Source organism: Clostridium sp. TJA038, assembly GCF_058310255.1.
Window position 1 is genome coordinate 120,078 of record NZ_JBZEFA010000001.1, and the last position, 26,929, is coordinate 147,006.

The 26,929-nt window shown below is 26.7% G+C and carries 22 protein-coding genes; 17 read left to right on the forward strand and 5 right to left on the reverse strand.

The features are described from left to right. The first annotated feature begins 12 nt into the window (after positions 1-12). The 8 genes from AC4FQV_RS00620 to AC4FQV_RS00655 all read left to right on the forward strand — a co-directional run bounded on the left by AC4FQV_RS00620 (position 13) and on the right by AC4FQV_RS00655 (position 10,821). Positions 13-699, forward strand: a complete 687-nt coding sequence (locus AC4FQV_RS00620) for a helix-hairpin-helix domain-containing protein (RefSeq protein ID WP_491139396.1) — start codon at positions 13-15, stop codon at positions 697-699. A 46-nt stretch (positions 700-745) separates the two neighbouring features. After that, positions 746-1,777: a selenide, water dikinase SelD gene (gene selD / locus AC4FQV_RS00625; RefSeq protein WP_491163771.1), complete on the forward strand. Its 1,032-nt coding sequence runs from the start codon at positions 746-748 to the stop codon at positions 1,775-1,777. An 18-nt stretch (positions 1,778-1,795) separates the two neighbouring features. Then, the gene (gene selA / locus AC4FQV_RS00630; RefSeq protein WP_491139394.1) at positions 1,796-3,187 is read left to right on the forward strand and encodes an L-seryl-tRNA(Sec) selenium transferase; all 1,392 of its coding nucleotides are present in this window, start codon (positions 1,796-1,798) and stop codon (positions 3,185-3,187) included. Further along, positions 3,184-5,088, forward strand: coding sequence for a selenocysteine-specific translation elongation factor (gene selB / locus AC4FQV_RS00635; protein ID WP_491163776.1), 1,905 nt, complete (start codon positions 3,184-3,186; stop codon positions 5,086-5,088). The genes selA and selB overlap by 4 nt, the downstream gene beginning before the upstream one ends. Positions 5,089-5,266: 178 nt before the next feature. Then, entirely contained in the window at positions 5,267-5,695 is a 429-nt protein-coding gene (locus AC4FQV_RS00640; RefSeq protein ID WP_491139392.1) for an RDD family protein, read from the forward strand. A gap of 27 nt (positions 5,696-5,722) precedes the next feature. After that, positions 5,723-7,078, forward strand: coding sequence for a 23S rRNA (uracil(1939)-C(5))-methyltransferase RlmD (gene rlmD, locus AC4FQV_RS00645; protein WP_491163778.1), 1,356 nt, complete (start codon positions 5,723-5,725; stop codon positions 7,076-7,078). Between the two features lie 139 nt (positions 7,079-7,217). After that, positions 7,218-9,077: a S8 family peptidase gene (locus AC4FQV_RS00650; RefSeq protein ID WP_491139534.1), complete on the forward strand. Its 1,860-nt coding sequence runs from the start codon at positions 7,218-7,220 to the stop codon at positions 9,075-9,077. Further along, positions 9,067-10,821, forward strand: coding sequence for a S8 family peptidase (locus AC4FQV_RS00655; protein WP_491139390.1), 1,755 nt, complete (start codon positions 9,067-9,069; stop codon positions 10,819-10,821). Before AC4FQV_RS00650 ends, AC4FQV_RS00655 begins: the two co-directional genes overlap by 11 nt. Positions 10,822-10,881: 60 nt before the next feature. On the opposite strand, the gene AC4FQV_RS00660 is transcribed toward AC4FQV_RS00655, so the two are convergent. After that, a complete protein-coding gene (locus AC4FQV_RS00660) occupies positions 10,882-11,742 on the reverse strand; it encodes a 50S ribosomal protein L11 methyltransferase (RefSeq protein WP_491139389.1) in 861 nt (286 codons plus the stop codon). A 253-nt stretch (positions 11,743-11,995) separates the two neighbouring features. Here AC4FQV_RS00660 and AC4FQV_RS00665 point away from each other — a divergent pair, with 253 nt between their 5' ends. The 3 genes from AC4FQV_RS00665 to AC4FQV_RS00675 all read left to right on the forward strand — a co-directional run bounded on the left by AC4FQV_RS00665 (position 11,996) and on the right by AC4FQV_RS00675 (position 14,526). Continuing rightward, a complete protein-coding gene (locus tag AC4FQV_RS00665; RefSeq protein ID WP_491139388.1) occupies positions 11,996-13,753 on the forward strand; it encodes an SUV3 family DEAD/DEAH box RNA helicase in 1,758 nt (585 codons plus the stop codon). A gap of 12 nt (positions 13,754-13,765) precedes the next feature. Then, positions 13,766-14,053: a DUF503 domain-containing protein gene (locus AC4FQV_RS00670; RefSeq protein ID WP_491163783.1), complete on the forward strand. Its 288-nt coding sequence runs from the start codon at positions 13,766-13,768 to the stop codon at positions 14,051-14,053. A gap of 77 nt (positions 14,054-14,130) precedes the next feature. Then, positions 14,131-14,526, forward strand: coding sequence for a hypothetical protein (locus tag AC4FQV_RS00675; RefSeq protein WP_491139386.1), 396 nt, complete (start codon positions 14,131-14,133; stop codon positions 14,524-14,526). Positions 14,527-14,841: 315 nt separating this feature from the next. On the opposite strand, the gene AC4FQV_RS00680 is transcribed toward AC4FQV_RS00675, so the two are convergent. Continuing rightward, on the reverse strand, positions 14,842-15,621 hold the full coding sequence (locus AC4FQV_RS00680; protein WP_491163785.1) for an EFR1 family ferrodoxin: 780 nt from the start codon (positions 15,619-15,621) through the stop codon (positions 14,842-14,844). Between the two features lie 167 nt (positions 15,622-15,788). On the opposite strand from AC4FQV_RS00680, the gene AC4FQV_RS00685 reads away from it, so the two are divergent. Both AC4FQV_RS00685 and AC4FQV_RS00690 read left to right on the forward strand, forming a co-directional pair. Further along, a complete protein-coding gene (locus tag AC4FQV_RS00685; RefSeq protein ID WP_491163787.1) occupies positions 15,789-17,291 on the forward strand; it encodes an ABC transporter permease subunit in 1,503 nt (500 codons plus the stop codon). Positions 17,292-17,309: 18 nt separating this feature from the next. Beyond that, positions 17,310-18,044, forward strand: coding sequence for an amino acid ABC transporter ATP-binding protein (locus AC4FQV_RS00690; protein ID WP_491139383.1), 735 nt, complete (start codon positions 17,310-17,312; stop codon positions 18,042-18,044). A 42-nt stretch (positions 18,045-18,086) separates the two neighbouring features. On the opposite strand, the gene AC4FQV_RS00695 is transcribed toward AC4FQV_RS00690, so the two are convergent. The 3 genes from AC4FQV_RS00695 to AC4FQV_RS00705 all read right to left on the reverse strand — a co-directional run bounded on the left by AC4FQV_RS00695 (position 18,087) and on the right by AC4FQV_RS00705 (position 20,899). Then, positions 18,087-18,392: a PadR family transcriptional regulator gene (locus AC4FQV_RS00695; protein ID WP_491139382.1), complete on the reverse strand. Its 306-nt coding sequence runs from the start codon at positions 18,390-18,392 to the stop codon at positions 18,087-18,089. 225 nt (positions 18,393-18,617) lie between these two features. Next, complete coding sequence (locus tag AC4FQV_RS00700; protein ID WP_491163790.1) at positions 18,618-19,955, reverse strand: lipid II:glycine glycyltransferase FemX; 1,338 nt, start codon at positions 19,953-19,955, stop codon at positions 18,618-18,620. Between the two features lie 266 nt (positions 19,956-20,221). Next, entirely contained in the window at positions 20,222-20,899 is a 678-nt protein-coding gene (locus AC4FQV_RS00705; protein ID WP_491163792.1) for a DUF624 domain-containing protein, read from the reverse strand. A gap of 220 nt (positions 20,900-21,119) precedes the next feature. Here AC4FQV_RS00705 and AC4FQV_RS00710 point away from each other — a divergent pair, with 220 nt between their 5' ends. From AC4FQV_RS00710 to AC4FQV_RS00725, 4 genes are all read left to right on the forward strand, one after another. After that, entirely contained in the window at positions 21,120-22,859 is a 1,740-nt protein-coding gene (locus AC4FQV_RS00710) for a cache domain-containing sensor histidine kinase (RefSeq protein WP_491139379.1), read from the forward strand. Between the two features lies 1 nt (position 22,860). Continuing rightward, the gene (locus tag AC4FQV_RS00715; protein ID WP_491163796.1) at positions 22,861-24,390 is read left to right on the forward strand and encodes a response regulator; all 1,530 of its coding nucleotides are present in this window, start codon (positions 22,861-22,863) and stop codon (positions 24,388-24,390) included. 395 nt (positions 24,391-24,785) lie between these two features. Next, positions 24,786-25,754, forward strand: a complete 969-nt coding sequence (locus AC4FQV_RS00720; RefSeq protein WP_491163800.1) for an ABC transporter permease — start codon at positions 24,786-24,788, stop codon at positions 25,752-25,754. A 16-nt stretch (positions 25,755-25,770) separates the two neighbouring features. After that, positions 25,771-26,727, forward strand: a complete 957-nt coding sequence (locus AC4FQV_RS00725) for a carbohydrate ABC transporter permease (RefSeq protein WP_491139376.1) — start codon at positions 25,771-25,773, stop codon at positions 26,725-26,727. Positions 26,728-26,929: the final 202 nt, after the last annotated feature.

Here is a 26,929-nt window from a genome sequence, read left to right on the forward strand (position 1 = left end):
AAGGGAGGCATTATGAAAAGAAAAGAAAAAATTATAGGAAGTTTATTTATTGCAATTGTATCAATTGTATTTTTGTTTATAGGATATTCAAAAACCTTTAATGAAAAATTAAGTGAGGAAGATAGAGAAGTTTTATTTTTAGATAATGAAAATAATAATGAGGAAATCTTAGAAGAAAATTTGGAGAATAATAGGAATAATGAAAATTTAGAAATAAATGAAGAAGCTTTAGAAGATGAAAAGATAATAGTTGAAATAAAGGGAGAAGTAAAAAAGCCTAACGTTTATGAAATGGATAAAGGTAGTAGAATTTATGACCTTATAGAAAAAGCTGGTGGACCTAATGAAAAAGCAGATTTAAGTAATATAAATAGGGCTTTATACTTAAATGATGGAGAGTGTATAGTTATTAAAAATATAAATGATTTAGAAGAAGAGGATAATTTAAATTCCAATTTAAAAAATAATAATACAAATTTTTTAAAGGAAGGAAATAAAGGAGATGAAGTAATAAATATAAATAAAGCTTCTAAAGATGAGCTTATGAATTTAAATGGAATAGGAGAGAGTAAAGCTCAAGCCATAATCGATTATAGAGATGAAAATGGAAGCTTTAAAAGCATTGATGAAATTAAAGAAATAAGTGGAATAGGCGAAAAAACTTTAGATAAAATAAAAGATAAAATTTCTATAAAGTAATATGATATAATGAATATTATTATTATTTAGAGAAGAGGTGGCGTTTATGGTAGATAGAAGATTAACAGAACTATCAAAGACTTCTGGCTGAGCAGCCAAAATAGGGCCGGGGGCTCTTTCAGATATTTTAAGTAAATTACCAAAGATGTATGATGAAAACTTAATAGTTGGAATAGATACATCAGATGATGCTGCTGTTTATAAATTAAATGATGAAATGGCAACAATTCAAACATTAGATTTTTTCACACCAATAGTAGATGACCCATATACTTTTGGACAAATAGCAGCGGCAAACTCCCTAAGTGATGTCTATGCAATGGGAGGAAAACCTATAGTTGCTTTAAATATAGTTTGTTTTCCTAATTGTTTAGATATGAATATATTAGGTGAAATATTAAAGGGTGGAGCAGATAAGGTTTTAGAGGCAGGAGCAGTAATTGTTGGAGGTCATACTGTTCAAGATGATGAACCTAAATATGGGCTATCAGTTACTGGTATAGTACATCCAGATAAAATTTTAAAAAATTATGGTGCTGAAACTGGAGATATTTTAATATTGACTAAGCCATTAGGTTTAGGAATTATAAATACAGCGATTAAAGCAGAGATGGCCTCTAAAAAAGCTTATGAAAAGGCAGTTTCTGTTATGTCTTATTTAAATAAATATGCTGGAGAGATAATATTAGATTATAATATAACCTCCTGTACTGATATAACAGGGTTCTCACTAATAGGGCATGCATATGAAATGGCAGAGCCTTCTAAAAAAACCTTTAGAATTTTTAAAGAGGCTATTCCTATTATTGAGGAGGCTAAAGAGTATGCAACTATGGGGCTTATACCAGCTGGTTGCTATGAAAATAAAGCATATTTAAATGGAAAATACATCTTAAAAGATGTAGAGTCTTTTATGGAAGATATATTATTTGATCCTCAAACTTCTGGAGGATTATTAATTAGTTGTAAAGAAAAAGACTACATAGAAATACTAAATAGATTAGAAAAATTAGAAGTTGAAAGTGCTATTATAGGGCGTGTTGAAGATTTTAAGGATGCATATATAATAGTAGAATAAGAGTTTTAGGAGGATAACATGAAAAAAGAACTTCTTAGAGCATTACCTAAAGTTGATGATGTTTTAAATAGTTTTAAAGAAGATTTTTTAGAAGAAAAAGGAAGAGATAGAGTTTTAAAAATCTTAAGAGAAATTATTGAAGAAAATAGGAAAGCTATTTTAAATGAAGAAGTTTTTTTTGCTTTAAGCAAGAAGGAGCTTATAGAAAAATGTTACCAAAGATTATTAAAAGGTGAAGAAAGTGCTTTAAAAAGAGTGATAAATGGAACAGGAATTATAATCCATACTAACTTAGGTAGGTCTTTACTAAGTGAAGAATCTATTGAAGCTATGGTTTTAGTTGCATCTAGTTATAGTAATTTAGAATATGACATAAAAAATGGTAAAAGAGGTTCTAGATATTCTCTTATAGAAGATATTTTAAAAGAAATTACAGGAGCTGAAGCTGCTTTAGTTGTAAATAATAATGCTGCTGCTATTATGTTAGTTTTAAATTCTTTATGTGAAGATAAAGAGGTTATTGTATCTAGAGGAGAGCTTGTTGAAATAGGAGGTTCTTTTAGAGTGCCTGAAGTTATGAAATTTTCAAGAGCTAAGCTTGTAGAAGTTGGTACAACTAATAGAACTCATTTGTATGATTATGAAGAAGCTATAACAGAGGATACAGGAGCATTTTTAAAAGTTCATAACTCAAATTTTAAAATGATAGGCTTTACTAAAAGTGTTGATAACAAGGAATTAAGTAAGTTATCAAAAGAAAAAAATATACCACTTATAGAGGATATAGGTAGTGGGGTTTTAATTGATTTGAGTAAATATGGTCTAGAGAAAGAACCTACTGTAATAGAAAGTTTAAAAGCAGGAGTTGATGTAATAACTTTTTCAGGAGATAAAATGTTAGGTTCTGCACAAGCTGGAATTATACTAGGAAAAAAGAAATTCATAGACAAAATAAAGAAAAATCAATTAACAAGAGCTTTAAGAGTAGATAAATTTACTTTAGCAGCCTTAGAAGCTACTTTAAAACATTACTTAAATGAAAAAGAGGCAATTAATAAAATACCTACCCTTAGCATGATGACGTTACCTTTAGAGGAAATATATATGAAATCAAAGAAGCTATATAGTATGCTAATTGATTTAGATAAGTTTTATGATTTATCAATAGAAAAGGGTAAATCAAAAGTTGGGGGAGGTTCAATGCCAGAGAGCCTTTTAAATACTTATTTAATTAAAATAAATTCTAAAAATTTAAGTGATTCTAATTTAGAAAAAAGATTAAGAGGATATAAAATCCCTATAATAACTAGAATTCATAAGGAAGCAGTTTGTATAGACCTTAGAACTATATTAGAAAAAGATTATGAGGTAATATTTAATGCTTTAAAAGAGATAGGTGAAAATAAATGAAGAATGTAATTATAGGAACAGCAGGGCATATAGACCATGGAAAAACAACTCTTATAAAAGCCTTAACAGGAAGAGATACTGATAGATTATATGAAGAAAAAAAGAGAGGAATATCTATTGATTTAGGCTTTACCTTTTTTGATTTGCCTTCTGGAAAAAGAGCTAGTATAGTAGATGTTCCAGGGCATGAAAAATTTATAAAAAATATGTTAGCAGGAGCTACATCTTTAGATGTAGTTCTTCTAATTATAGCCTTAGATGAGGGAATAATGCCACAGACTAAAGAGCATTTAGAAATTTTAGAACTTTTAGGGGTTAAGAAGTCTTTAATTGTTTTAACAAAAAGAGATTTAGTTGATGAAGAATGGGCTAATATGGTTAAGGAAGAAATTAAGGATTACTTAAAGGATACATCCTTTAAAGATTCTAAATTAATAGAAGTTTCTTCTAAAACAAAAGAAGGTATTTTAGACTTGATAAAAGAGATTGACCTTTCTATAGAAGAGGTTGAGGAAAAGGACACAGAAGGTAATTTTAGATTGTCAGTAGACAGAAGTTTTTCAGTTAATGGTTTTGGAACTGTTGTTACAGGTTCAATATTAAATGGAAGAGTTAAAGTTGGAGATTTAATTAAAATAAATCCAAAAGGAACAGAAGTTAAGGTTAGAAATATTCAAATTCACGATAAAGATGTTGATTTAGGAAAAGCAGGACAAAGATGTGCTTTAAACTTGACAGGAGTTAGTAAAGAGGAAGTAAAAAGAGGAGATGTTTTAAGTAATGTTATAATAAAACCTTCTTATATAGTAGATTGTAAGTTTAAATATTTAAATTCTAATGAAAAAAATTTAGTGAACAGACAGAGAGTTAGAGTTTATCATGGCACTTTAGAGGTTTTTGCAAGAATTATAATTTTAGATAAGGAAGAAATTAAACCTGGAGAAGAGGCTTACATACAATTAAGATTAGAAAGTGAAATATGTTCTAAAAAGGGAGATAATATAGTTATAAGAAATTTTTCTCCTATGAAGAATTTAGGAGGAGGAAAAATAATAAACCCCCTAGCTACTAAAACTAAAAGGTTTAAAGAAGGTTACTTAGATGAATTAAGACTTATGGAATGTGGAGATATAGAGGATATAACTGAAAATATAGTTTTATCTTTAAGTGAAAGTTTTCCAAGTTTAAAGGATATATCTAAGGAGTTAGAAAAGGATGAAGTTTTATTAGAAGAAGTTTTAGAAGATTTATGTAAAGAAAAAAGAATAATTAAAATAGAAATGGAAAATCATAAAAGTTATATTCATAACAAGTTTTTTGTTAAAAAATCAAAGGAAATTTATGAGGTTTTAAAGATTTTTCATAAGGATAACTCACTAAAACTAGGTATTAGCAAGGAAGAACTTAGGAGTAAGGCTTTTTTTAATAAAATTAATCAAAAGAATTTTTATGGATTTCTATTTATAATGGAAGATAGAGACATTATAAAGGAAAATAAAAATTTTATCTCATTAAAAGACTTTAATATAGAGCTAACAAAAAATCAAAGTTTAATTAAGAAGAAATTATTAGAAGCTTATAGCAATAAGAAAAATCCTTTTCCTAAGTTTAAAGAAATTATAGAAAATAAATCTTTAGAAAAAGAATATTTTAAAATTTTAAATTTATTAATTGAAGAAGAAGTTCTCATAAAGCTTGAAGAAGATATTATAATTTACAGTGAGTTTTTTTATGAGTTTAAAGAGAGAATAGTTGATTTTATAAAAAAAGAAGGCTTTATAACCTTAGGGAATGCAAAGGATATTTTAGGATTTTCAAGAAAATATTTAGTAAGTATTTTAGAGTATTTAGACAAAATAGGTATAACAAAAAGAATAGAAGATAAGAGAGTTTTAAAGTAATTTTTAATTATAATTATTAAAAAGGATATTATTTCCTATATTAATAATTAAAATGTAATATTTTTGCCATAATAATACATTATAATTAAATAGATTTGATTTACATAATAGAATAAATATAGTATATTTAATTAATGTATTTCAGAAAATAATATTTTAAGGCTTTTAGGAGGATATTATGGACGATAACAAGGTCAAAGAGCAGGAAGAAAATGCTCTAAAAGATAATAAAAAGGACAAAGAAAACATGGATTCCTATGAAAAGGAAGCGGCTTTATTAGAGGAGATAGCTTTAGATACTAATACAATGCCTGTTGACGAAAATATTATAGATAAACCAAAAGAGGACAAAAAAGAAAATAATGGACCTTCTTTTTTTAAGAGAATATTAGCAGGAATTATAGACCAGGCAGTAATATTATTACTATCTTTAGTAGCACTTTTTATAGTGGACTTAGTAATGAGACCTTTTGGTTATAAAATTTCAGCAGAAGGAAGAGTTCCTTTTTATTTTATAATTTTTGTTATTATGAACATTCTTTATAGAGCTATAATGGAAGGCAAAAAATTTAAAGTAACATTAGGTGAAAGAATTTTAAGAAAATAAATAATTTATTAGTAAGGGAGACAACTAATGAGAAAAGGTAATGAAATAGAATTATTAGTAGAGGGAATAGAGTTCCCTGCTAAAGGATTCGGCTTTGTAGATGGATTAAAAGTTTATGCTAAAAATACCTATCCAGGACAAAAAGTTTTTGGTAGGGTAACTAAAAAGAGAAAAGAATATGCAGAAATTAGAGTTTCTGAAGTGAGAGAAAAAGCAAGTTATGAAGAAGAACAAAAGTGTCCACATTTTGGAATATGTGGTGGATGTTCATCTCAAACAATTCCTTATGATAAACAGTTAGAACTTAAGGTTCAACAGGTTAAAGACTTATTTAAAGAGGCTGAAGTTTCAACTGGTGAATTTTTAGGAATAAAAAGTAGCCCTGAAAGATGGGAATATAGAAACAAAATGGAATATACCTTTGGAGATGAAGAAAAAGGTGGAGAACTTACCTTGGGGATGCATATGAAGGGAAAATCCTTTGGAATAGTTAATGTTGATAAATGTGTATTAGTTGATGAAGATTTTAGAAATATCTTAGATACAACAGTTAAATATTTCAGAGAAAAAGAATTACCTTTTTATAAAATAATGCCTAGAACAGGATATTTAAGATATTTAGTAGTAAGAAAAAGTGTTAAAACAAAGGAAGTACTTGTTAACTTAGTTACTACAACTCAAATTGATTTTGATTTAACAGAGTTTACTAATATCATAAAAGGACTAAATCTAAAAGGAAATTTAAAATCAATAATACATACAGAAAGTGATGCCTTATCTGAAGCTGTTATACCAGAGAAGGTAAATATTCTATATGGTGATGATTTTATAACAGAAAATCTTTTAGGATTAAATTTTAAAATATCTCCATTTTCATTTTTCCAAACAAACTCTTTAGGTGCTGAGAAATTATATAGCATAGTAAGAGATTTTATGGGAAATGCTGATAATAAGGTAGTATTTGACCTTTATTGTGGAACAGGAACAATAGGACAAATAGCAGCTAGTAAAGCTTCTAAAGTTATTGGAATTGAATTAATAGAGGAAGCCGCTATGGCAGCTAATGAAAATGCTAAATTAAATAATTTAAGCAATTGTAATTTTATAGCAGGAGATGTAGGAGAGGTCATAAAAACTATTAAGGATAAACCAGACATAATAATTTTAGACCCGCCAAGAAGTGGAGTTCATCCAAAGGCTTTAGATTATCTTATAAAGTTTGATGCACCACAAATAATATATGTTTCTTGCAATCCAAAAACATTAGTAGTTGATTTAAAGGTGTTAGAATCTAAAGGATATAAAGTTGAAAAAACTGTTCTTATGGATATGTTCCCAAATACTCCTCATGTTGAAACAGTAGTTAAATTAAATAAAATATAAAGTTTAAAAGTGATAGTGCTTATGTGCTATCACTTTTTTTATTAAATAATTTATACTTTTATAAATATTATTATTTGTAACATTATTTAATTTATAGAGTAAATTAAAATAAGAACTAATTTAAAAGAGGTGAAAAGTTATAGAAACTTTGCCACAATGTCCAAATTTTTTAAGTGAAGATTCTCCAGATTACTTAGTAGAATATAGAGGTAATTTAAAAGAGGAATTAGAAAAAATACCATATGCCTGTGGTGATGCTATTACAGATACCATAGGAGTTGTATCAACGCCTCCTCAATATTTAAAGCAACTTAGAAAAGATGTACCTTCTATATTATATATACAAACAAGAGTGCCTTATGTTTTACAAGATATATCTCCACAAGAAACAGATAATATAGGAACTATAGTAAATAATCCTTATCTTGGTTTAGATGGTAGTGAGGTCATAGTTGGAATAGTTGATACTGGTATAGACTATCTTAACAAGGAGTTTATGAGAGAGGATGATACTTCTAGAATATTGACTATTTGGGACCAAAAAAGCACTAAAAAACCAGATGATTCTGTTTATGTAGGTTCTATTTTTAATAATGATGATATAAATGAAGCAATTAGAAAAAAAGAAGAAGGATTAGACCCTTACGAAATAGTAGATAGCAAGGATGAAATAGGTCATGGAACAAAATTAGCAAGTATAATAGGGGCAAGAGGATATAATAGAACTATTAAAGGGATTGCACCAAATTGTGATTTTGCAATAGTTAAATTACTTACTTCTCTTAATTATGAAAAGACCTTTAGAGAAAATGGAATAGAAGATGTTCCAGTTTATAATGAAGCAGAGATTATAGCAGGTATAGAATATCTTAAAAATTATGCATTTAAAATGAAAAGGCCACTAGTTATTTGTCTTGCCATAGGATGTACAGAAGCAAGTCATGATGGTAGAGGTCTTTTTTCTAGATATTTAACAACTATAGGTTCAATAAGAGGAATAGCAGTAGTTGCTGGAGTTGGAAATGAAGGAAGCTCACAAGGTCATGCATCTGGAGTTATAGAGCTAGAAAATGGCATGGATAAAGTTGAGTTATCAGTACCTAGAGAAATAAAAAATTTTAGTTTAGCTTTTTGGGTACAAAGACCTAATATAGTTTCATTAAATATTATATCTCCAAGTGGAGAAGAATCTTCATTTATAGATGCTAAAATTTCTTTAGAGAGAGCTTTTAAGTTTATATTAACAGATACTAGTGTAAATATTAAATATTATGTGCCAGATACCTTTACTGGAAATGAATTAATTTATATAGAATTTAAAGATATAAAACCTGGAATATGGACCTTTGTATTAAGAGGAGATTATATAACAAATGGGAGATATGATGTATGGTTAGCACCAAGTTCTTTATTACCAGAAAACACAAAATTTCTTAAACCTAATCCTTTAAATACACTTACTGTTCCATCAACTGCAAGATATGTAATAAGTGTTGCTTATTATAATAGTAATACTCAATCCTTACTTGCAGAATCAGGAAAAGGTTTTAATATTAATGGATGGATAAATCCTGATATAACAACAGCTGGTAAAGATGTGCTTACTTTATTTCCAGGAGGAAGAGTTGGAAAGATGTCAGGTAGTTCACCAGCTACAGCTATAATTACAGGAGTTTGTGCATTATTATTTCAATGGGGCATAATAAATGGAAATGATAGAACAATGAATTCTAGCAAAGTTAGAAGTTATTTAATATATGGAGCTACTAGGATACCAGGACAAGTATATCCAAATGAATCTACAGGATATGGATATTTAGATTTGTATGAAATATTTAAAAATATAGTAGCAGTACCTTTAGCACCTTATAGAAGTTTAAAGGATAATACTTATGATAGTGAAAATAATTATGAGGATTGTAAGGAATATTACTGTGGAAATTTATTAGTTAGAATTCCTAAGGAATTAACTTTAGGAGGTGATTTAAGTGGAATTTAAGTCTACAGCTCCAAAGAATGTTTTTAACAATGAAAATTATTTAAATTATTTAGTACAATATCAAGGTAATATTATAAAGGAGTTTTCAGGAAAAGAGGGAATATATGCTACATTAATAAACAATAGATATGCTATTATAACAATTGATAAAAATTTACAAGAATATGAAAATGATGTATCAATGATTAAATATAAAAAAGAAGATGGAAAGGATGTTGAAATAGACAGTATTACTTATATAAAAAATCCAGAAGGGTATGTTCTTCAAGAAACAAGTCCACTAGAAGCTGCTAATGTTGAATATGTTCAAATACAATCTTATTTTAATTTAACAGGTAAAGGGGTAATTGTAGGGATTTTAGATACTGGAATAGATTATTTAAATGAAGAATTTATGGATTCAGAAGGTAATACTAGAATTTTAGGTATATGGGACCAAACAGTATTAAATGAAAATTCCCATGAGGATAATTTACCTTATGGAAAGTTTTTTTCAGAGGAGGATATAAATAAAGCTATAAAATTAAGTAGAGAGGGAGGAGATCCATATTCTATAGTACCATCAAAGGATGAAATAGGTCATGGAACAGCTATGGCAGGAATAATTGGTTCCTCAGGTAAAAATCCAAGATTAAAGGGTGTTGCACCTGATTGTAAGTTTTTAGTTGTTAAACTTGCACAGTCTCTTTACTATAAAAAGGAGTATGAAATAGAAATTCCCCTTTACAATATAACTGAAATATTTACTGGAATACAGTATCTATATTCTTATTTTTTAAAAGGTTCTAGTAGCATGATTATATATTTACCTCTTGGAACTAATAGAGGCAGTCATAAGGGAACTAGTATGTTAGAAGAATTTTTAGATTCAATATTAATAAGTAGAGGAATTGCTTTAGTAACTGGGGCAGGTAATGAAGGAACTGCTCTTTTACATGGTTCTGGAATAATAAAGGATAATGGACAGGCTACCACCCATGAATTTAATATTGATGAAAATCAAAAAAAGATAATTTTAGAAATTTGGGTACAAATACCTAGTATAGCTTCCATAGAAATAATTTCTCCAACAGGAGGGACAACAGGAATAATACAACCTTTCTTTGGGAAAGGTGATAGATATGATTTTACCATTGAGCGTACGACAGTTTTGGTAAGTTATTATGTTCCAGAAGAAATATATGAAGATTCTTTAATACTTGTTATATTAGATAATGTGCAACAAGGAACTTGGAGCTTAAAGTTTAGAGGACTAAAAGAGGTTGAAGGAAGATATGATATTTGGCTTCCACCAAGAGGAATAAGTAAGGCTACAACGAGAATGATACCTTCTGACCCTTATGGAACAGTAACAGTTCCTGGGACAAGTGCTTCTGTAATAACAGTAGCTGCATATAATCAATTTAATAATACTCAGCTAAATTACTCAGGAAGAGGATTTCAAGATAATTATATAGATATAATAGATGTCGCAGCAGGGGGAGTTAATGCTTTAACAGTTGCACCAAATAATAAAACAACTTTAGCAAATGGAACAAGTGTTGCAGCAGCTATAGTAGCAGGAATTTGCATATTACTTTTCCAATGGGGAATAGTTCAAGGGAATTACCCATATATGTTTTCTCAAACTTTGAAGGCTTTTATTGCTAGAGGAACAAGAAAAAGAAAAGGGGATACTTATCCTAACGCTGAGTGGGGATATGGTATGATAGATATTTTTAATATGTTTAATTTGACAAATTAATTTTTAAATTTAAGTTTAAAAATACTCTAATTTTATATAAAATTAGAGTATTTATTTATTTTATTTTGAAAATATTGCTGTACACCATTCATTTGTTTGAAATTTTTTATTTAATTTAAATCCTTTTCTTTCAACTTTATCCTTAACCCAATCAAAACTCCATTCAACTAAGCCTGAAACTAAAAGTTTACCAGATTTTTTTATGTGTTCATCAATAAAATCCATAAACATAGAGGTTTCTTCTCCTCCTATATTTATAAAAATCCAATCAAATTTTTCATCTAAAATATATTCTTCAGAAAGAACATTACAAACTACTACATCTATATTATCTAAGTTGTTTAAGGAAGCGTTTAAATAAACTTCTTCTTTTACATCTCTTATATCTACGGCTACTATTTTAGAAGCACCTTTAACACCAGCTGCTATTGAAAGTATTCCAGAGCCTGTGCCTAAATCAAGAAGAGATTTTCCTTTGAAGTCTTCATTAACTATAAATTTTAATATATCTTGAGTAGTTTCATGGAGACCAGTTCCAAAGGCACCTTGAGGATTAAAGAAAATTTCCTTTTTTTCTTCAAAATTATCTTTAGGAGCACATAAAACCCAGTCATCATTTAAATGTATTGGGTCTATATAAAATTCTTCAAATTCATTTTTAACTTCCTCTACTAAAGAAGGAGTTTCATTAATTAATGAAGAAACTTCTTCTTTAAATTTTTCAAAATCTATTAATTCTCCATCAAAAGCTACTTTTAAAGAAACTATAACATTTTCCTTTTCTTTATAGCCATATCCAAACATATCTGTTGTTATGTCTAGAGGGGATTCATAATATACATTGAATATATCATTTATTTGAAGTAATTCTATTTTTTCATCAACAAGTTCTTTTGGTACTTTATAAGTAATTATAAACATTTATTTTATCTCCTTATGTTAAATTTTAAATAATTTATAAAAAGATTATAGCATATAGAAAAGAGGATGAGTTTTAATATAGCAATATAAAATATAATTTTATAAAGACAATAAATATTAAAATATAAATTGAAAAGAATAAAATCTATAGATATATAATTTTCTAAAGTTTGAGATATTTATAGAAAAAGATTACAATTAAAATATATATTAGGTGTTAAATAACTAGAATTTTTAACTCGGAGGAATTTTAATGAAAAAAAATACAGCTCAGAGAGAGTATAAAAAATTAGTAGGACAAATAAATCAAATTGAAAATATAGTAAAGCATTCAAAGGTTTATGCACTTTTTGAGCATGAATCAACTTTAAGAAAAAAAATTTTACAACTAAAAGAAATGGAAAATGAGGGCTTAAAGGGTTATCAGGATATTTATGATAGGTATGAAGAATTGTTAGAGAATGTTGGGAAAAGAATATTAGAAGATTACAATAAAAAAAATAATACTAACTTTGATTTTTATGAGGTATTAAGAAATAATTATAATGTGTTTATAAACTCTGGAATAATGACACTTCTTGTAAAACATCATATTCCAAAGCTTATAGAAAAAGAGTTTGATGAGAAATTTCCTAAAAATCCGAAAGAAGAATATCCTAATACGAGAAGGCTTAAAAGAAAGTTTTATTTACATTTAGGGGAAACAAACACAGGAAAAACTTATACAGCTATGGAAAGACTTAAAAAGTGTAATAAGGGAGTTTATCTATCTCCACTTAGAATATTAGCTTTAGAAAATTTTGAAAAATTAAATAATCAAGGGGTTAGGTGTAATCTTTTAACTGGTGAAGAGGAAATATTATTTGAAGAGGCAACACATGTATCTTGCACAATAGAAAAAGCTAATATACATGAAAGATATGATGTTGCAGTTATAGATGAAATTCAGATGATAGATGATTCACAAAGGGGATATGCATGGACTAGAGCTTTATTAGGATTATACTGTAACGAAATACATATATGTGGTGCTTTAAATGCTAAGGAAATATTAAAAGAAATAATAGAAGATTGTAAGGAAGAATATGAAATTATAGAATATCATAGGGATATTCCTCTTATTGTAGAAGATGAAAGTTTTCATCCTAAAAATGTTCAAGAAGGAGATGCTTTAGTATTATTTTCAAAGAAAAAAGTTCTTCAAATGGCTGAGCAATATTCACAGATGGGAATTAAGTGTTCAATAATATATGGAGACTTACCACCAGAGGTTAGAAAGAAACAGTATGAGGAATTTATAAATGGAAACAATAAAATTTTAATAACTACAGATGCTATAGGAATGGGGGTTAATCTTCCTATAAAAAGAATTATTTTCTTATCAATAAGCAAGTTTGATGGAGAACAAATGAGAGAGTTGACTTCACAAGAGGTTAAGCAAATTGCAGGTAGAGCAGGAAGAAAAGGTATATATAACATTGGTTATGTAGCAACTTATAGAGATAACAAGGCATTTATTGAAGAAAGATTAGAAGAAGAAGATGTTAGTATAAAGAAAGCTGTTTTAGGACCTTCAGATGCAATTTTAGAAATTGATAATCTTCCCTTAAATGAGAAATTAGCTCTATGGAGCACAAAAAAATGTGAGGTTCCCTATTACAGAAAAATGGATATAAGTGAATATTTAATAATATTAGAAAGATTAAAACCTTATAAACTTCTTGAGGAAATTCAATGGGAACTTTTAAAAATTCCATTTGATATATCTAAGGATGATTTAATGAATCAGTTTTTAAATTTTGTTGATCAGTTATTTATAAACAATCAAGAGGAATTATTTAAACCTAAATGTTATTCAGGAACTTTATATGATTTAGAAACATATTATCAAAGGGTAAATATGTATTACTCCTTTAGCAAAAGGTTTAATTTAAATTTTGACTTAAATTGGATTGAGGAAGAAAGACTTTCAGTAAGTGAAGAAATAAATAATATTCTTATGAGAATTTAATAAGGTGATTTTATGATGGTTTTAAATTTAAAAATAACTTTAAGAGCTTCTTGGGTACATTCTTTAAAGGAGAAAAGGATGGTTCTTAGGAGTTTAATTCAAAGATTAAAAAATAAATTCAATATTTCCATAGGTGAAGTTGAAAGCCAAGATATCCACAAGACTATAGTAATTGGAATATCAGCAGTTTGTGGAGAGAAAAAGCAAGTAGATTCAACTTTTGAAAAATTAATTAGTTTTATAGAAAATAATACAGAGGCTGAAATTATAAATATAGAAAATGAAAGCTATTTATTTTAAATAAATTTAAAGATAAAAAGTATAAGCTATTTAAGATAGGAAAGACTAAAATAAAGAAACTTTAGGAGGAATTTATTATGAGTTCATATGAAGTTACAGAAAATAATTATATTTTAGTTATGCCAGATGGAAATGTAGTAGGCTTTGAAGAAACAGATAGAGCGCAGAGATATATTAATAGATACTACCAAGAACAAATAAGCACTTATTGTGAGAAAGTTGATTATTCTGAGTATGACATGACGGAGTGGAAATCTACAGAAAATATTTGTACTGCTATGGGTGCTTATGAAGGAGTTTGTATATTATATAAATTAGATGAACTTATAGAAAGTATTCAAGAATCTTCTATCTTTGAAGAGGAGAAAAAAGAATTAATATCAAAGCTTTTAAATAAAAATATACAGTTAAATGTAAATGATTATCAGATAGACAACATTTTAGCTAATATAGATGGACATATATATAGTTAATATTAAAAATATGAATATAAATTTAAAAAAGGGATAATATAATAATGTAACATGGAGGAGATTAATTATTATTTCTGCCGAAAGTTACTTTAAATTTTAGTGTATGGCAAGACAAAACTTATAAGTTTTGTGTAAGTGGCGTAACTAAAATAAAAATATAAAGCTTAATTTTATCTTAGGCTTTATAAAGCTTTTTAAGTGTATTTCATTTAAAAAGTTTATCTTAAATAAAAATATTAGGTAATTTAAATTTATTTTTAAATTATTAGGTGTTTTTATTTAAGGAAGGGATAAGTTTTTAAAGCTTATCCCTTTTTATTTTTTTAACAATTCTGAAGTTAAAATATAGGGATTTTTATATCTATTTTTCTTTTTAGTTTTTTTACCTATATTTATACATTGGTGTGGACAATTATTTATACAACCCATGCAATCACAACAATTACCCTTCCAAATAGGTTTCTCATCTATGATTTCTATATTATTATTAGGACAAATTCTACAGCAAATACCACAAGCAGTACAAAATTCATTAGTATTAAATTTTTTATCTTTATTTTTAAATTTATCTTTCCATAATTTGTATAAAATCATATTAAAGAAAATAAGTTTTTCTTTTAAAAGTCTTTCCTCTTTATTAATTATAGAGAGGGAAAAAGTTTTTATTTTAAGTTTATTTGCATCTATAACAAGCTTAGCCTCTTCATAATTTTTAGGATTTTTACCAAATCTTATATAGTTTGAATTTAATAAAAATTTTTCCCCATTTTTTAATCTTAGATTTTTTTTAGAAAGAATTTTATTGATCATAAAAAAGCCTATACCTTTTCCACCACCAGTACATTCAGCAGCAAATATATAAGCTTTTTTATTTAATTTTATCTTAGAAATAAACTCCTCTACCATAGGAGGAATTCCTGAGGCATATATTGGATATACAAATCCTATCAAGTTATTCTCATATTCAAAGTTTCCTTTATAATATTCATCAACTATAGATAAGATTTCACAATTTTTTATATGATTACTTATTTCTTTGGCAACATAAAGAGAATTGCCAGAGGTAGAAAAATAAAATATTAAAGCTTTTTCCATAAATAAAGCTCCTTACTTAAAAATTTATTACATACATTTTAATATTAAAAATACATAATTTCTATACAAAGGACAAATATAATTATATAAAAATTATTTAATGTTGACAATTTTGATAGGGATTCATATAATTTAAAATATATTAAAGGGGAAAGAGGTTTAATCTAATGAAAAAGAAATTAGTGGCGTTATTTTTGGCTATTATTGTTTTAATGATGGCATTTATAGGATGTGTGTCTAAAAATAATAGCAAGGAAGGAAGTAGAGAAAAAGAAACTTTAACTGTAGCTACTTCAGGAACTTATTATCCTTTTACATTCTTAGAAGGGGGAGAATTAAAGGGCTTTGAAATTGACCTTTGGAATGAAATAGGTAAAAAGTTAGGTTATAAAATAGAATTTAAAACAGCATCTTTTAGTGGATTATTTGGAATGCTTGAAAGTGGTAAGGTCGATACCATAGCAAATCAAATAACTGTAAGTAAAGAAAGAGAAGAAAAATATTATTTTTCAGTTCCATACGTTTATAGTGGAGCTCAGATTATAGTTAAAAATGGAAATGATTCAATTAAATCCTTTAATGATTTAATTGGAAAAAAAGTTGGCGTTGATTTAGGTAGTAATTATGAAAAGATAGTTAAAGATAAGGATAAAAATAATGAGATAAAAATAATTACATATCAAAATACAGATGCAGCTTTTAATGAACTTTTACTTGGAAGAATTGATGCAGTTGTTATAGATAGAGTTTCTGCTATAGCTGCAATAAAAGAAAAAGACTTAAATCTTAAGCTAGCAGGAGAGCCAATAGATAAAATAGAAAATGCATATCCTTTTGTTAAAGATGAAAAAGGAGAAATCCTAAGAGATAAGGTAAATAAAACCTTAGAGGAATTTAGAAAAGATGGAACTTTAAAAAATATTTCTGATAAATGGTTAGGAATTAATGTAACTGTTCCTAATAATGAAAGTGGAGGAAGTATTTTAGAAGGAAATGAAAGTAACACTTTATCCTTTGACTTTATGTACTCTTTAAAATTAATACCTATGCTATTTAAGGCTGTTAAGGTAACTATTGCTTTATCAGTATTTGGAATGTTATTAGGTCTAATAGTAGGTGTAGTTTTAGCTATTATAAGACTTTACAAGATTCCTGTAATAAAGCAATTAGCTGAAGTTTATATCTCATTCTTTAGAGGGACACCTCTCTTAGTTCAATTATTTTTACTTTATTTTGGTATACCTCAAATAATACCACCACTTCAGAATATGAGTGCGTTTACAGCTGCTTTAATAGGATTAGGATTAAATGCTTCAGCTTATGTAGCAGAAGTTTTACGTTCTTCAATAGATGCCATAGATAAGGGACAGATGGAAGCTTGTTTATCTTTAGGTATGACGAAGGGGCAAGCTTTAAGAAGAGTAGTTTTCCCACAGGCTTTTAAAATAGCAATACCACCTTTAGGTAATATATTTGTAGATACTGTAAAAGGTTCCTCTCTAGCATTTACTTTAGGTGTTGTTGAATTATTAGCTAAAGCACAGATGGAAGCCTCTGCAAGTTATAAATTCTTTGAAAGTTATATAGTAGTTGCTTTAATGTACTGGGTAATTATAGGATTTTTCAATTATCTACAAAAGCTTCTTGAAAGAAAACTTTCTGTTTATTAAAAGGGGGATTAATTTATTATGATAAAGGTTAAAAATCTTAAAAAAAGTTATAAAAATTTAGAAGTTTTAAAGGATGTTAACTTAGAGGTTAATAAGGGGGAGGTTGTTGTAATAATTGGTCCCTCAGGTTCGGGAAAGTCAACTTTTTTAAGATGCTTAAATTATTTAGAAGTCCCAGAAAAAGGTGAGATTACTCTTGGTGAAGTTAAAATAAATGCAGAAAAAGCAAGTAAAAAGGAAATTAATCTTTTAAGGAAGCAATCAGCAATGGTTTTTCAACATTATAATTTATTTAATAATAAAACAGTTTTGCAAAATGTTACTGAAGCATTGATTGTAGTTAAAAAGATGAATAAAAAAATTGCAGAAGAAATTGCAATTGAAAGTTTAAAAAAGGTAGGGATGGACAGTAAAAAAGACAGTTATCCTAAAACTTTATCAGGTGGACAAAAACAAAGAGTTAGTATAGCTAGAGCTATGGCTATAAATCCTAATGTTACTTTATTTGACGAGCCAACTTCAGCCTTAGACCCAGAGTTAGTTGGAGAAGTATTATCTGTAATAAAGGATTTAGCAAAAGAGCATAAAACAATGATAATTGTAACTCATGAAATGAGTTTTGCTAGAGATGTAGCAGATAGAGTTGTTTTTATGGAGGGTGGAGTAGTTATAGAAGAAGGAACACCTAATGAGATTTTCAAGAAACCTAAGAATGAAAGAACAAAACAGTTTTTAGAAAGGTTTATAAATTAAAAATAATGGAGTTAGTTTAATATAAGCTAACTCCATTATTTTTTATTTTATCTTTTTAAATAATTCAAAGGCTTTATTAGTTGCTTCTTCTAGTATTTCATCGCCTTCTTCTGTAAGACTATAATATTTTCTAATTTTACCCTCTATTAATCTATCTTTTCTTAATAATAAGCCATCTCTTTCCATATTATGCAAAATAGGATATAAAGTGCCAGGGCTCATAGAGTAACCATGTTCTCTAAGTTCCTCAATCATTTTTGAGCCGAAAAAAGGTTCGACTTTTGCATGATGTAAAATATGAATGTGTATAAAACCTAAAAATAATTTTCTTAAAACTTTATCCTGCATTATGGTCATCTCCTATAAATAAATATATACGATATCGAAAATAGATTGATAAATTTATATCTTAATTATATTATACTATTTAATTATTCTAAATTAAAATATTAATATTAATGATTAATTTTTAAAATTTATATAAAAATATAGCTTAATATAATTAATTTAATAAATTATAATTTTTAAGAGGGCTTTAAGACAGAGAAAAAAGAGTGCTAATTAGCACTCTTTTTATTGTTTTTTATTCATTAGTGCATTTCTTATCTTTTTAAATTGTGGAAATGCCTTTTTATAAAGATTATATATTCCGTTATCTATAACAATATCAAACTCTCCAATAAATTCTACAAAGTTTCCATTAAATCCTTTTTTGAATTTATAAAGTCCGTATAATGGGTTTTCAGGATTTAAATCTCCTGATACTCCTCTAAAGTCATAAAGGTCGCAACCTAAATCAATAGAATCGCAAATCATAGACCATTGCATTGCAAAGTTTGGCATTGTATCTCTTAGGATATTTTCTGAAGCACCATAAAGATACCATGCTTTATTTCCATAATATAAATAAATTGAACCAGATAAATAAATTTCTTGTCCTTTAAAAGGTTCAATATCAGATATTTTCTTTTTAAATCCTTCTATTTGTCTTTCTGCTTCTTTAAGTCTCTTATCTTGGTCTGTTATTTTCTTTTCGATTCTTGATTTTTTATCTTCATCACTTTCAGCATCAAGTTTTACTTTAAGTTCTTCTATTTTTTTTATTGCCTTAGTTTTTGCTTCTTCTTGTTTTGAAAGTTTTTCAGAAAGTCTGTTAAAGTCATTTTCATAGCTATACTTAACCATGTATAGTCTACAATGTGGATAAAGATAATCTATCATATCCTTAAAATATTCCTTGTGTCTAACTAGGAAATTATCTCTTTTTCCTGTTGTAACCATGATTTCATGAAATCTATCTAAGACAGCATCATTTAAAGTTTCCTTATCATAAACTTCAACAGATAGTCCTCTTTCTTCAGCAACCTTTATATTATATCTAGTTTTGCTAGAGAATTTTTTAAATACTGCTTTTTTAATATCCATTTTATTTCCTTCAGTAGGAAGAGGTAATCTAAAGACAAAGTTTGGTTGTATAGCTTCAAAGTTTTTGCTATCTGTATTTTTGTATCCTAAACTTTTTAAGAAGTTCTTTATTTCAGTTCCCTCTGCAAGAGCTTCTTCATTTTCTTTTAAATGAATATCTGGGTCTATTGTTATGAAGCTTATATTATTTTTTTTAGCAAAATCTCTTAGATATTCAGTAAATTCTATTAATAATTTTTTGTTGTTGTAGTCACATGTAAAACTTCTTGGAATATATCCCATATATTTATTTATGTATGGTGCTTTTCTTAAAAGTATTGTGGCAGTTATAACTAAGTTATTTTCATTATCATATCCTGCTATAAACTTCTTTTTCCAGTCCTTTTTTAATTCAGCCCAATAAGAAGTTTGAAATATGTGGCCTTTTTTATTAGTTTCATTAAATTTATCAATTTCTGATGAATTTATCTCTACAAATTTATACAATTTAGTTTCCTCCTTAAACTTCATCAGTTCTAAACATATATATACATTAAGACATAATAAGTATATTGTAATATGAAATAATTTTCTGTTCAAGTATAACATTGCTATTATACAGGAATATTAGTGCTTTATGTAAGCTTTGTAAAAATTAAATAATTTAATACTTATATAACTAAAAAACTTGTAAAGTTATTAAAAATTTCATAAAAATTTCTTTGAATAACTTTACAAGTTTTATTTAAAATTAGTTTATAAACTATTTATTTTTAAGCAGTAGCGCTTTGGCTTTCTAAACTTTTTAAAAGATTTCTATTTAAAAACATAATTAAATATGAAACTATGCTAGCCATGAAAAGTACTGTAGTTCCAGGACTTATTTCAAATAGCATAAGGGAAAATAAAAATATAACTATATTACCAATAGAAAGCATAGGTTTAGTAAAAGTTAAAATTACGCTAGCTCTTAAAATTTCCATTGAACTCATTGAAAATCTTGATATTAATACAAAAATGTAAGTTGTAGTTAATAGGGTTAAAACCATTAAAACTATAAATAAACAAGCTAAAGGAAAACTATAGTAAACTGTAGAGAAAATTCTTAAATTAAAGCTTAAAAGGAATATTAAAACAAGTTCTCCACACCACATTAAGGTAGCTTGTTTCCAGTTGTATTTTAAACCCTTAATAAAATCTCTAACTAAATCTAAATCCTTATATTTTACTAGTTTTCTCATGCAATAAAGTAAGGCAGTAAAGCTTGCCCCAAATGGAATTAAGGAAACTAAAAATAAAGGAAGATATGTAGTTATATTACTAAGACCTACAAAAAGGAAAAACAAAATTACTGGTATATTTAATATGCAGAAAAATATATTAAGCATAAAAAACCAAAAGATATAATTAAAAAAACTAAGTATTTTTTCAAGATTAAAAAATTCACTCATTTTTATCACTCCATAAAATAATGTAATGGTTTAAATAATGTAATTATAGTTTATGATAAGTGATAAATAAAAACAATTTAAATATTCGTTAATTCGAAAAGAAACCATAAAAAATACATAAAAACCATAAATTATCATTATTTTATAAGCTTTGCAGATTATAAAGAATGTGATTTAATAAAAATTAACTAAGGTAATTTAAGGGGATGGGGAAAATTAAATGAAGTTTAGTAAATCAAATATTTATAAAAGATTATTTATAACATATACAATAGTTATATTCTCTGTTGTAAGTATTTTATTAATATATTTTTTAAGTAAAACTTCTGAAGAGATAAAAAGAAATAATCTTTATATAAATGATAAGATACTTCAAGATGTAAATGAATCTTTAGAGTATAATAGCAATACTTCAAGAAGAATTATGAATATGCTATATGAAGATGAGTTTAGATTAAATGATGTTATAAAATATTTAAATGTAGATTTAGTAGAATATATAAGAGGGAAGTTAGATTATTATACATCAAGTGATAAGCTTTATTATAATGGGATAGAGAGCTTTGTTAAGAACTCTTTTCAATTAAATAATTTTTTAAAGAATATATCTTTTGTAAGTTATTCAAGAAATGAAATTTCTATATTTAATAGAAAGGGAGAGATAAAGAGTTATCCATTTAATTCTAATGAGTTTTTAAGTAAAGAAAATCTTGAAAAAACTATACATAATAAAAATGAATTTACTATAAGTAATGAAATTAGAGATTCAGCTTCTTTAAAACCAGAGGGAATGCTTATGACAACCTATGATATAGGTGGAATTAGCGATGTAATAAAAAGATATAAAGATACTTCATCAGAGGTTTTAATATTAAATAAAGATGGAATGATTTTATATGATTCTGAAAATATTTATGATTATGAAAAGTACCCTTATTTTGACGAATTACAAGTAGGAAGTCATGAGGTTTCTTTAGAAGAAAATTATTATGTTGATATGCTTCCTGACAATAATGGCTTAATAACTGTAGTTAGAATGAAGGCAAATAAAGCAACTAAGGTACCTTTAGTTTTTAAAATTTCTGCTATATTAGTTAGTTTGTTTTTATTTATAATTGCAGAAATTGTTTTATATATAAAGTTTAAAAATTTAAGCAGTAGAATGGATTCTATTGTTTTAGCTATGGAGAAGGTCGAAAATGGAGATTTAAAAACACATATACCAGTAAGTAATGAAAAAGATGAAATAACTTTTATTGCAGATAATTTTAATAAAATGTGTGAAAAGTTAAATGATTATATAAAAAGAAGTTACTTAGCAGAGATTAGACAAAGGGAGGCAGAAATTGTAGCCCTTCAAAATCAAATTAATCCTCATTTTCTTTATAATACTTTAGAATCTATAAGAATGAAGGCTATATGTAATGGAGATAAAGAAGTTGGGAAGATGTTATATAGCTTAGCTTTTTTATTTAGAAGTCAAGTTAAGGGAAATCTTATAGTTTCTATAAAACAAGAGATAGAATATTGCAATAAATATTTAGAGTTATTTAAATTCAGATATAATGATAAATTTAAATATTCAATAGAATGTGAAGAAGATTTATATGATAAGGGAATAATTAAATTTACTCTTCAACCATTAATTGAAAATTATTTTGTACATGGTATAAGGTTAGAGAGAGAAGATAATGAATTAAAAATATATATCTATAAACATTTAGATGATATAATTGTAGAAATTATAGATAATGGTAGGGGAATTCCTAAGGATAAATTAGTTGAGATAAATAAACGAATAATAGAGTGCAACCACTCAGGAAAATCTATAGGAATGCTAAATGTGCATGAAAGGATAAAAATTAAATATGGGGAACCTTACGGGTTAACTGTTACTAGTGAGGAAAATAAGGGAACTAACATGATTTTAAAGTTTCCATGTAGAGAGGTGGAAGAATAATATGTATAGTGTTATGCTAGCTGATGATGAAAATTTAATTTTACAAGGACTTGAAAACATAATTGAGTGGGAAGACTTAGGTTTAAAAATTACAAACAAGGCAAGTAATGGACAAGAGGCCATAGAAAAGTTTAAAGAAAATCCTGTGGATATAGTAGTTACAGATATTAATATGCCACAGGTTACAGGATTAGAGCTTTTAAAGGAATTAAAAAAAATAAATTCTAAGGTTAAGTTTATAATATTAAGTGGTTATGATGATTTTTCCTATGCTAAAAAGGCTATAGAGCTAGGTGTTGAAAACTATATATTAAAGCCTATTGATGAGGAAGAATTAGAAAAAACTTTAAAAAGAACCGTAGAAAAGTTAAATGAGGAAAGAGAGAATAAAGAAGGTAATTCAACCTTAGAAAAGCATAATCTTTTAATTAAAATAATAAAGGGTAAATTATCTAAAGATGAAATCTTTGAAAATAAAGATAATTTAGATATAAGTTTAGAGGAAGAACTTTATTCTTTATGTATAATAAATACTAAAAGTATATATGATAATGGAGAAATTTTAAACAATATAGTTGACATTATAAAAAGAAATTTTAAAAAAGACTTTGAGATAATATACACTTTAGATGAAGAAATAATACTTATAAATTCATGGAAAAAGGTTTTAGATAAAAAAGAAATAAAAAATTATTATGAAAAAATTAAAGAAGAAATAATAAATGAATATGGAATAGAAGTATTTCTTAGTGTTGGTGATTTAGCTTTAGAACTTAAGGATATTAATAAAAGTTATAAAGAAGCAAATGATTTGAAAAAATATGTGCTTACACTAGGATATAATAAATGCATAATAAAAGATGATGTAAAAGATATTCACGAAAATAATGTAAACTTTACTGAAGTTTTAGATAAAATAAATAAAAGAATAATAGCAAAGGATATAGAGGGTGCAGAAAAGATTATAGAGGAAACTGTAGAAGACAAGAATTTAAATCCAAGAAATATATATGATTTATCTGTAAAGATTCTATTTTTACTAGATGGTATTGTAGAAGAATTTAAGGTTTTAAAACAATATACTGGAAATAGCTTAGGCGAGGAAATTGTTGCCCTTTGTGGAGAGGATACAAGGGAAAATATTAAAACTTTATTATGTAGTGAAATTAGAGAAGTTATAGAGCTTATGCACCCTACAACTATAAAATATAGTCCTGTAATTCAGCAAATAATAAGCTACGTAAATGAAAATTATTATGAGGAGGTTAGTCTTAAAACCTTAGCTCAAAAATATCATATAAATACTTCTTACTTAGGACAAATATTTACTAAAGAAGTTGGTTGTTCTTTTTCAGAATATTTAAATAAAACAAAAAATATGAAGGCTAAAGAACTTATATTAAACACAAATATGAAAATAAATGATATAGCTAAAAAGGTAGGATATTTAGATACAAGTTATTTTTATAGGAAGTTTAAAAAATACTATGGAGTTTGTCCATCTACTTTAAGAAATATAAAAAATTATTAGAAAATAAAATAGAAAATTAAGCTGCACTTAAATTTATTAATTTATTTAAATTTAAAATTTAAGTGTAGTTTTTTTATGCAAATAAAAAATAAGAAATTTATTTTAAATTTAATGAAAAATACTAAGATATAATTTCTTAAATCTAAGGATATGAAAAAGAAATAGCTTTACTATTTTAAACTAAAGTAGAGTATTAAAAGGCTTTAATTTAGGGGAATTTTATAAAGAAGTATATAAATTATATATTTTATGGATTTTCTATTGTTATTAAAATTTTTCCACTTTTGTAGTTAAAATTTATACAGTAAAACTAAATATTTTCAACTTTTCCCAATAGATTTTAGGTGATAAGATTAAAATAACAAGAAACGTTTACAACAAAAGGGGGAAAAAGTGTGAAGAGTAAAGCTAAAAAGCTTCCAAAAGAGAAGCTTACAATGAAAGATAGAATGAAACGTTTTAGAAACAATAAAGAATTATTACTACTTACTATACCAGGGGCTATCTGGTTTTTAGTATTTGCTTACTTACCAATGTTTGGGGTAATAGTAGCCTTCAAAAGATGGAGAATTCATGGTGGATTCTTTGAAAGTTTATTTAGTAGTAAATGGGTATGGTTTGATAACTTTAAATTCTTATTCCAAAGTAGTGACGCTTGGCTAATAACTAAAAATACTGTTTTATACAATGTGGTATTTATAATTTTAGGAATAGTACTTCCAGTAACATTAGCAATTTTATTAAATGAGTTATTAAATAAGAAGTTAGCTAAGTTCTATCAAAGTAGTATGTTCTTACCTTATTTCTTATCATGGGTTGTTGTAAGTTATTGTTTATATGCATTCTTAAGCCCAGAAAAAGGATATGTTAACGGAATTTTAGAATCTATGGGTGCTAAGGGAATTTCTTGGTATACGGAGCCTAAATATTGGCCATTTATAATAATCTTTATGAGCCAATGGAAAGCAGTTGGATATGGAACAGTTGTTTATTTAGCATCAATATGCGGTATAGATAAGAGTTTTTATGAAGCTGCTATGATAGATGGAGCTAGTAAGTTCCAACAAATAAGATATATAACAGTTCCACTTTTAAAACCTGTAATGATTATAATGTTTATAACTTCAATCGGTGGTATGTTCAGAGGAGATTTAGGTTTATTCTATCAATTACCTAAGGATTCCGGTGCATTATATCCAGTAACAAATGTAATAGATACTTATGTATATAGAGGTCTTATGAATTTAGGAGATATTGGTATGAGTTCTGCAGCAAGTTTATATCAATCATTTGTAGGATTAATACTTATAGTAGCTTCTAATGCTATAGTAAGAAAAGTAGACGAAGAAAATGCATTCTTCTAAAAAGGTGGTGTAATTTGTGTTAGAAACTATTAAACAAAAAAGGCTTCAGAAAAAATCAGAGCCAAAAGAAGAAATAAATAAGTTTAATGCTGTATCAAAAAAGAGTAACGTATTATTAAATATATTATTTGCAGTTTTAGCTTTCTTAGCAATAATGCCCTTTGTATTTGTTATAGCTATATCTTTAACAAATGAACAATCTCTTCAAGTTAATGGATATAAGTTTATACCAGAGGAGTGGAGCTTTGAAGCTTATAAATATATATTCTCATCAGGAAGTCAGATTTTAACTTCTTACGGAGTTACAATTATAGTTACAGTTTTAGGTACATTAATAGGACTAGCTATAATGTCAATGTATGGATATGCTTTATCAAGAAAAAGCTTTGCTTATAGAAAATTTTTCACTAAGGTAATATTTATACCAATGTTATTCTCAGGTGGTATGGTTGCTTCATACTTAGTTGTTACAAGATTTTTAGGATTAAAAAATACTATATGGGCACTTATACTTCCAATGTGTGTAAGTTCATTCCACATAATTATTTTAAGAACATTCTTTAAGACATCAGTACCAGATGCTATTATAGAGTCAGCTAAAATAGATGGTGCTTCAGAATGGAGATTATTCTTAAGAATCGTTTTACCAATATCTTTACCAGGTATTGCAACAATAGGATTATTCTTAACTTTAGGTTATTGGAATGATTGGTTCAATGCTATGTTATATATAGATGAGCCAAACTTAATACCATTACAATATTTGTTAATAAGACTTGAAAACTCAATGGAATTCTTAGCAAATAATGCAACATCACTTGGTGCAAATGCAATAGAAGCTACTAAGAATATGCCAAAGGATACTGCTAAAATGGCTATAGTTGTTGTTTCAACTTTACCAATAATATTTGCTTACCCATTCTTCCAAAGATACTTTGTAAATGGATTAACAATTGGAGCAGTTAAAGAGTAATTAAATAAAATAATATGACTGTGTCAAGGCACTTAAATAAAACTTATAAATATATTTCGAGGATTACAGGACTTAGCTAAGAATTTATAGCAATAATTCCAAGATATTCTCTCCATATTATTTATAAGTTTTATTATTTTAAGTTTTGATACAGTCTTTTTTAAAATATAGAGATATAAAATAATTAAAATGAGGAGAAAAT

What these genes read in the sequence shown, in the direction of transcription:
- AC4FQV_RS00695 (WP_491139382.1), bottom strand. Translation starts at nt 18,392, where the DNA reads ATGCAGGATAAAGTTTTAAGAAAATTATTTTTAGGTTTTATACACATT.
- rlmD (WP_491163778.1), top strand. Translation starts at nt 5,723, where the DNA reads ATGAGAAAAGGTAATGAAATAGAATTATTAGTAGAGGGAATAGAGTTC.
- AC4FQV_RS00660 (WP_491139389.1), bottom strand. Translation starts at nt 11,742, where the DNA reads ATGTTTATAATTACTTATAAAGTACCAAAAGAACTTGTTGATGAAAAA.
- AC4FQV_RS00685 (WP_491163787.1), top strand. Translation starts at nt 15,789, where the DNA reads ATGAAAAAGAAATTAGTGGCGTTATTTTTGGCTATTATTGTTTTAATG.
- AC4FQV_RS00705 (WP_491163792.1), bottom strand. Translation starts at nt 20,899, where the DNA reads ATGAGTGAATTTTTTAATCTTGAAAAAATACTTAGTTTTTTTAATTAT.
- AC4FQV_RS00715 (WP_491163796.1), top strand. Translation starts at nt 22,861, where the DNA reads ATGTATAGTGTTATGCTAGCTGATGATGAAAATTTAATTTTACAAGGA.
- selB (WP_491163776.1), top strand. Translation starts at nt 3,184, where the DNA reads ATGAAGAATGTAATTATAGGAACAGCAGGGCATATAGACCATGGAAAA.
- AC4FQV_RS00680 (WP_491163785.1), bottom strand. Translation starts at nt 15,621, where the DNA reads ATGGAAAAAGCTTTAATATTTTATTTTTCTACCTCTGGCAATTCTCTT.
- AC4FQV_RS00710 (WP_491139379.1), top strand. Translation starts at nt 21,120, where the DNA reads ATGAAGTTTAGTAAATCAAATATTTATAAAAGATTATTTATAACATAT.
- AC4FQV_RS00640 (WP_491139392.1), top strand. Translation starts at nt 5,267, where the DNA reads ATGGACGATAACAAGGTCAAAGAGCAGGAAGAAAATGCTCTAAAAGAT.
- AC4FQV_RS00690 (WP_491139383.1), top strand. Translation starts at nt 17,310, where the DNA reads ATGATAAAGGTTAAAAATCTTAAAAAAAGTTATAAAAATTTAGAAGTT.
- AC4FQV_RS00675 (WP_491139386.1), top strand. Translation starts at nt 14,131, where the DNA reads ATGAGTTCATATGAAGTTACAGAAAATAATTATATTTTAGTTATGCCA.
- AC4FQV_RS00670 (WP_491163783.1), top strand. Translation starts at nt 13,766, where the DNA reads ATGATGGTTTTAAATTTAAAAATAACTTTAAGAGCTTCTTGGGTACAT.
- selA (WP_491139394.1), top strand. Translation starts at nt 1,796, where the DNA reads ATGAAAAAAGAACTTCTTAGAGCATTACCTAAAGTTGATGATGTTTTA.
- AC4FQV_RS00620 (WP_491139396.1), top strand. Translation starts at nt 13, where the DNA reads ATGAAAAGAAAAGAAAAAATTATAGGAAGTTTATTTATTGCAATTGTA.
- AC4FQV_RS00665 (WP_491139388.1), top strand. Translation starts at nt 11,996, where the DNA reads ATGAAAAAAAATACAGCTCAGAGAGAGTATAAAAAATTAGTAGGACAA.